5 protein-coding genes are annotated in these 7,380 nt (G+C 59.7%); all 5 read left to right on the top strand.

The annotated features are described in order from the left end of the window. Window positions 1-46: 46 nt before the first annotated feature. Entirely contained in the window at window positions 47-724 is a 678-nt protein-coding gene (locus WMK75_RS17605) for a hypothetical protein (protein WP_347268891.1), read from the top strand. A gap of 58 nt (window positions 725-782) precedes the next feature. Next, window positions 783-1,196 (top strand): MbcA/ParS/Xre antitoxin family protein, encoded by a 414-nt coding sequence (locus WMK75_RS17600; RefSeq protein ID WP_347268890.1) that lies wholly within the window; start codon window positions 783-785, stop codon window positions 1,194-1,196. 2 nt (window positions 1,197-1,198) lie between these two features. After that, window positions 1,199-1,882, top strand: a complete 684-nt coding sequence (locus WMK75_RS17595) for an RES family NAD+ phosphorylase (protein ID WP_347268892.1) — start codon at window positions 1,199-1,201, stop codon at window positions 1,880-1,882. A 264-nt stretch (window positions 1,883-2,146) separates the two neighbouring features. Beyond that, on the top strand, window positions 2,147-4,708 hold the full coding sequence (locus WMK75_RS17590) for a site-specific DNA-methyltransferase (protein ID WP_347268889.1): 2,562 nt from the start codon (window positions 2,147-2,149) through the stop codon (window positions 4,706-4,708). Next, window positions 4,705-7,215 (top strand): DEAD/DEAH box helicase family protein, encoded by a 2,511-nt coding sequence (locus WMK75_RS17585; RefSeq protein ID WP_347268888.1) that lies wholly within the window; start codon window positions 4,705-4,707, stop codon window positions 7,213-7,215. Before WMK75_RS17590 ends, WMK75_RS17585 begins: the two co-directional genes overlap by 4 nt. Window positions 7,216-7,380: the final 165 nt, after the last annotated feature.

Genomic DNA, 7,380 nt, shown 5'->3' with positions numbered 1-7,380 from the left:
AGGCCCAGCGCCCGGCGCAGATGGATTTCCTTGAAGGATTGCAGCCATGAGTTTCCACGGCCGCGTCAGCGGCACCAGGATCAAGCGCGCGCTGGGCGTGCAGGCCGCGCTGGAATGGGCGTTTCGGATCGAACAGGCGCAGCTGGAACTGCCCCTGCCCCCGGATATAACCGAGGAAGGTTTCGGCTTCGGCCTCGAATACGTTCTCCTCCAGCGTGCCGTGCTGGGCTGTAAGGTCGACGGCGGCCAGCACAAGATTGGCGGCTACACCCACGAGGATGCCGAGGTCATCGCCGCCACCGTCGCCGGGATCCCCGACAACCTCGGCGGCAAGCGCATGGCGATCCGCGTCGCCGAATTGGCCCGCGCCGGGCTGACCCCGGACTGGATGCCCGGCGCCGTCCCGCGCTGCGTTCCGACCATCGTCAAGCAGAACCAGCATGGCACGCATGCCGGGGCCATCGTCGTTGGCACCGAGCGGATCCGCGTACGTGGCGCGAGCGCACGGGCCACGTGGAAGACCATCGACATCCTCGCCTGCCCAGTCACCTTTTCTCCCCACCCGCGGCAGATTGAGGCGGCTAGGCGCGGCTATGACGACTGGTGGCAGGCGCTGGGCTGGGTGCGGGACGGGCTGATCGCAGGCGGGACGCTGCGGGAGGTCGAGGTGACAGGGGCGATGCCGAAGGCGCGGCCTTGGCTGAGGGTGCGTTCATCCGGGTAAGGGATGGCTATTGCCTTTTGGCACATAACGGCTATCTTGATGCCAAAGGAGAACGACCATGCAGTTCGCCACGGTCCAGCCCATCATCGCGCGCCCCGACCTTCCCGTCATCACCGACGAGGAAGCAGCAGCGCTGGCGCGCACCACCGTCAACCTGTTCCGCGCCTGGGGCCTGACGGATGGCGAGGCGCGCGTCCTCTTGGGCGACATGGCCCAGCGCACATGGGCGCGCTGGAAGGTTGGCGACATCGGGCGCATCGACCGTGATCTGCGCGCGCGGATGGCGATCCTGATGGGCATCCACAAGGCGCTGCGTTACCTCTTTACCGAACCTGCCCGCGGCTATGCGTGGATCCGCAAGCCCAGCACTGCCTTCGGTGGCCGCAGCGCGCTCGATGTAATGCTACGCGGAGAGATCACCGACCTGATCGACCTGCGCGCCTATCTGGATGCCGAACGGGGGGCCTGGTGAATGTGCCTCTCCGCCGCGTGACATGGCCGCGCACCGTCCGCATCATCCGATCCATCCACCCGCCCATCGACCTGTTCGAAGACATCGCCGACCCCGCCGATTGGGAGGCACTGGCCTCGGCCGAAGCCAAGTTCAACCCGCGCATCCGGGACAGCATCGGTGATCTGTCGAAGGTGCCGGTCGCGCGCCGCGTGACCGGGCCCGGCGCCAGCTGGGTCATGGCACCCTTTGTCCACTGCTCGCCCCTGCGGCCGGGGCGGTTCTCGGACGGCAGTTTCGGCCTCTACTATGCGGGCGACCGCACCGAAGTGGCCATCGCCGAAACCATCCATCACCACAGCCGCTTCATGCGCGCGACGAACGAGGCCCCGGGCTGGACGTCGCAGTTCCGCGAACTGATCGGGTCCGTCGATGCCGATCTGGACGACGCCACCGGCCGCGCCGACCTGCTGCATCCTGACGACTACCGCGCCTCGCATGTCCTCGGGGCCGAGCGGCGCGCGGCAGGGTCGAACGGCATCACCTGGCCCAGCATCCGCTACCCCGATGGTCAGTGCATCGCCGTCTTCTGGCCCGACGTGATCCCGATCCCCACCCAAGGCGCGCATTTCGCCTATCACTGGAACGGCGCAGCAGTGGATTTCGTCAGGCAGTTGGACAGCGGCGAGGTGTGGGAGGTGCGATGATCCAGTCAGGAGCAGGCAAGAGGTGGATTGGCGACCCACGAACCGCAGGCATCGCGCTGCCGACAATGCCCCAACTTTCAGGCGCTCGACCCAGAGCCCACGTAGAGCTCATCGCGACCCAGTCAAAAACCGACACCCCGGGGTCGATTAACTGCCCCTACGCGTTGCGCGGCCCAAGGAAACGGGCGAAGGTAACGCTTTGGAAGCCCGACACGAATCCCGCAGAGTGCGTTTGATTAACCTCAAGGAAAGACGGCGAAACAAATGGCCGCGATACATGACCTGTTGAACCAGATCACTGACCCCAAGCTGCGGGAACGCATCACGCGCGAATGGGAGGCCGCGACACGGCACAAGAAGTTCGGACTGGTCTTCGAACAACATCTGCCTGAGGTGGTTCCCATCTACAGCGCCAAGCCTCGGAAGGGTGACCTGGTCGCGAAGCGCTCCGGATCATTGAACGAGACCTGGCGTGTTCGACGGATTGAAGGCGGCACAGCACATCTGATGAAGCCGCAGCAGGCGGGTGAGAAGGAAAGCGCCGGGGAACGGATGACCCTGCCAACGGCCGAGTTGGTGGTGGTCAAGCAGTTCGGGGATCCGATCTTTCCGACCCTTGTGCCGATGGACGCTGTGCAAAACGGCCCTGCCGATGCGCCGTGGCACACGCTGATCGAGGCCGACAATTACCACGCACTGCAGCTTCTCGAGTACCTTTACGCAGGCAAGGTGGACTGCATCTATATCGATCCGCCCTACAATACCGGGGCGAAAGACTGGAAATACAATAACGACTATGTGGACGGGAACGATGCCTGGAGGCACAGCAAGTGGCTGTCCTTCATGGAAAAGCGGCTGCGTTTGGCAAAAAAGCTGCTCAAGCCTGATATTGGCGTTCTGATCTGCACCATTGATGAACATGAGGTTCATCATCTTGGAGTGTTGATTGCCGAGATTTTCCCATCTGCCTATCGGCAAATGGTGACGATCGTGATCAACCCCAAGGGCGTGACTCAAGGCAGATATTCACGTGTCGAAGAACACGCACTTTTTGCATTTGCGCCGGGAGCATTCGTTAAGGGAATCGGCGATGATTTGCTTAGCTTCCAAGGCGGGCGATCTAGCTCCGTGCGCAGTGTCAGATGGAAAGGGTTGCTTCGGTCCGGAACAAACGCGCGCAGGACAGATCGAAAGAACATGTTCTTTCCGATCCTTATTGACTTGGCACGCGGCGCCGTAATTGGCACGGGTGATGTCCTTCCGTTCGAGATTGAACCTGAAATTGGTAAGGTCAAGGATGGTTTCGCTGAAGCATGGCCAATTCGCACGGATGGCAGTTTGGGTAACTGGGGCGTTGGGCGAGAGACGCTGAATAAGCTAATCAAGAAGGGCTACGTGGCGGCCGGACGCCATGATCCAAAACGCAACACATATGGAATCACTTACCTAAGCGCCAAACCCCAGAAGCAGATCGACCAAGGCATTCTCGAAATCATCGAGTTTGACGAGTCGCGGAATCGGGTTTCGGTTCAATACAAGGAGGATAGGGAAAGACAGGTCAAGTCAGTTTGGCATCGCAGCGAACATGATGCAGGGGCCTATGGCTCCGACATGCTGCGCACGATCTTAGGAGCCAGCGCCTTTACGTTTCCAAAGTCTCTTTACGCGGTCAAAGACGCAATCGCCTCTGTGACCCGAGACAACCCAAATGCGCTAATTGTGGATTTTTTTGCGGGTAGCGGAACCACCCTAAATGCAGTCAGCCTACTCAATTCGGTCGATGGGGGTAGCCGTCGCTGCATTATTGTGACGAACAACGAGGTCTCAGTCGAAGATGCTCAGCAGTTGACTGCAAGTGGGCATCACCCCGGCGACTCTGTTTGGGAAGAAAAGGGGATTTGCAGGTCCGTCACATGGATGCGCTCTAAGTTCACAACCTTGGGCCATCGGGGTGACGGCACCGAGTTGACCGGAGAATATCTTACAGGGCGAATTATCGAGCGTGAGAAGCGCCGAAATTTTCGACATGCGGCATTTGTTATCCCGGAAGACTTCCGAGTTCCTGCGAGCCTCTCCTCGACCGACTTGAAGAAGGCAGAAAAGAAAGTCGAAAAGAAGAAGCTGGCCTTTGTCAGCATGATCGATGCTTTGCCGCAGAACAGCGTCACGCCAGGTTGCCGGTTCGTCGTGTCAGAGGATCACAAGGCATCCGTCCTGTTCGACCCGGACGCCGCCGCCGAATGGCTGGAAGCCTTGGAGGAACAGGACCACATCAGCGACTTTTACATCGTCGCCGAGGATGAGAAGCAGTTCAAATCGCTCAAGGCCCAAGTGGACGACCTGCTCGGCCCGTTGATCGTCCAAGAAGAAGAAAAACGCCCGATGTCGGCGGGGTTCCCTGCGAACGTTGCATATTTCAAGCTCGACTTCCTCGACAAGGACCGGGTGGAGCTTGGTGCGGCCTTCAGGGAAATCCTGCCTCTTCTGTGGATGAAGTCGGGGGCTATAGGCCCGTCGCCTACCTTGCCTGAAGGCCCCTTGCCAGATGTCTTCGTCCCGGAAGGCAGCCCGTTCGCCGTCTTGCTGAATGAGACACGCGTGACGGCTTTCCGCGAAACGCTGCTGGCCAGGGAAGCATTGCGGCATGTCTACGTCGTGACGGACGCAGAAGACGCCTTCCGAGCGATTTCAGGGGAACTGCGCAGCGCCTTGATCGCCCGCAACCCGGACGTCGAGTTTGTTCAGCTCTACCGGGACTACCTTGTGAACTTTACAATCAATACGCGGGCGGAAGATGCCGCTGCTGGCATCGGGGGCGTCGCATGAAGATTGAACTGTTCGATTTCCAGAAGGATGCCCTGCACAACCTTCGAAAGCGGCTGATGCTGGCCCGTCCCGCGGCGTCGCCTGAAGCCCCGCAGGCCATCACACTGTCCGCGCCCACAGGAAGCGGCAAGACGATCATCATGACGGCCTTGTTCGAGGCGATCCTCGACCAGCCCGACGAACAGCTGGACTGGCCGCTGGATTGGGTACCCCAGCCGGATGCGGTCATCCTCTGGGTGTCGGACATGCCCGAGCTGAATGAGCAGACGAAGCTCAAGATCGAACGTCAGTCCGACAAGGTCTACCGGGTCGGGCAGCTGGAGGTGATCACAGCCAGCTTCGACGAAGAGCGCCTGGCCGGTGGCAAGATCTATTTCATCAACACCCAAAAGCTGGCCAGCGACCGGCTGCTCACGACCGTCGGCGATGGGCGCAGCTATTCTATCTGGACAACGCTGACGAACACCGCGCGCGCGATCCCGGAAAGGTTCTATGTGGCGATCGATGAAGCCCATCGTGGGATGACCACTGGCAAGGGCAGCGCAACGGCACAAACGATCATTCAGCAGTTCATCAAAGGCAACAAGGAAACCGGCCTGGTGAAGATGCCGCTGATCATTGGCGTCTCTGCAACCCCCAAGCGTTTCAACGAGCTGCTGGCTGACACCGACCACACCCAGCACAAGGTACCAGTGCCAGTCGAGGATGTGAAAAAGTCCGGACTGATCAAGGAGCGTGTCCTAATCCACCACCCCGCCAACCCGACGAATGCCGAAATGGGCATCCTTGAAGAGGCGGCACGGCGATGGCAGGTCATGACCGACCAATGGGCGTCCTACTGCAAGGACGAGGGCGAAAGACCTGTGCGACCCATTCTCGTCATCCAGATTGAAGATGGCGCACCCACCCGAACCAACCTGGCGGACGCGATCAAGGCGGTTGAAGATGGCATTGGCCGTCCCCTTCGGGATTCCGAGCTCGCGCATGCATTGATGGATAAAGGGGGCCTGAAGGTCGGCGACCGCGCAATCCGCTACATCGATCCTTCTCGCATCGACGACGACGCAGACGTCTCGGTGGTATTCTTCAAGATGGCGCTTTCTACCGGATGGGATTGCCCACGGGCAGAAGTCATGATGTCTTTCCGTAGCGCGCAGGACCACACCTACATCGCACAGCTTCTCGGGCGCATGGTTCGGACGCCTTTGGCGCGCAGGATCGAAAGCACGGCCGAGCTGAACGACGTCCACCTTTATCTGCCTCATTTCAATGCAGCGGCGGTCGAGCAGGTCATCACAGCACTACAAACTAGCGACGATATCGTTCCTGCCGAGACAGGAGAGGGGACGAAGCTTGTCACCCTGCACCGTCGACCCGGCACCGAGAGTATTTTCGAGGCTATCGAGGCAGTCGAGCTCGTCACCTATCGCGTGAACGCTGTTCGGGCTCAGAGCGACATCCGGCGTTACCAGGCGATAGCAAGCCGACTAACGATGGATGGGATCGACCCGAATGCCTGGGATGATGCCAAAGCTGACGCCGTGTCATGGATCGGCGAGCAGGTTGCCGTGTTGAAAGCATCTGGCGACTTCGAGAAGGCGCGCAAGTCCCTCACAAAGGTTGGCTTGCGCACGGTCATGGTCACGGGCGTGACCGGAATGGCGGAAGGCCAAGAGGACTACACCGTTGACGTGTCAGATCTCGATGTCGACCGGCAGTTTGAAGACGCAGGTCGCACCTTAGGACAAGGGTATGGCCTCCACCAGCTTTACCGAAAGGCAAACGCGGAACGTGACGGTCAGGAGGTGAAACTGGAAGCAATCATCGTGGCTGCATCTGCGGCAGCGCGCTCTGCGTTGGAGAACAAGTCGAAGGCTAAGTTTGAAGCGCTCTATGACGCACACCGACATGCGATTTCCAAACTTACCGAACAGGTGCGCGCCGGGTACGACAAGCTGAAATCAGCGTCTTCCACCCCCTCAAGCACACCTTGGCGGCTGCAGGACACCATTGATTTTCGCCGCGACACCACGGAACCCACCTGGAGCCATCACCTCTATGTCGAAGATGATGGATCGTTCCGCACAACCCTGAACCCTTGGGAAGCTGATGTCCTGAAGCTTGAAATGGGTCGAGATGACTTCGTTGGATGGCTGCGAAATCTCGACAGGAAGCCCTGGTCTCTTGAGATCCCCTACCAGGTGAGCGGAACTTGGAAACCGATGTTCCCCGATATGCTGATCGTGAGGAGCAAGGGCGCGGATTTCGTTTTCGACATTCTGGAGCCGCATGACGACAGTCGCGCTGATAACCTGTACAAAGCGCAGGGACTTGCCGAGTTTGCCGAAAAGCATGGCGACCGCTTTACTCGAATTCAGCTTATCCGAAAGAAAGGTGATGGCTTCGTTAGGTTGGAGCTGAATAGAACTGCCGTAAGGTCCCGCGTCCGACAGGCAGCGTCCAACCCTGCAATTGACGCAATCTTTGATGAGTTGGGGATGGTCTAGACATGCTGTCGGAGCGGCTTGTTTCTGGTACGTCAAACTGATCGAGCTGCACTCTCAAAGTCGAAGCGCACGTAAAGACGAAGGATTCGCCCCCCTCCTCTGGTTCCTCCCCGGCCCCGAACGTATGCGGGGGGGCGCAGCGCGGCGGTTCGCTAGCGTGAGGCA

Source organism: Paracoccus sp. (in: a-proteobacteria) (assembly GCF_039808215.1).
GTDB lineage: Bacteria > Pseudomonadota > Alphaproteobacteria > Rhodobacterales > Rhodobacteraceae > Paracoccus.
The sequence above is the reverse complement of the archived record's forward strand: the minus strand, read 5'-3'. Positions and strand labels throughout refer to the sequence as shown.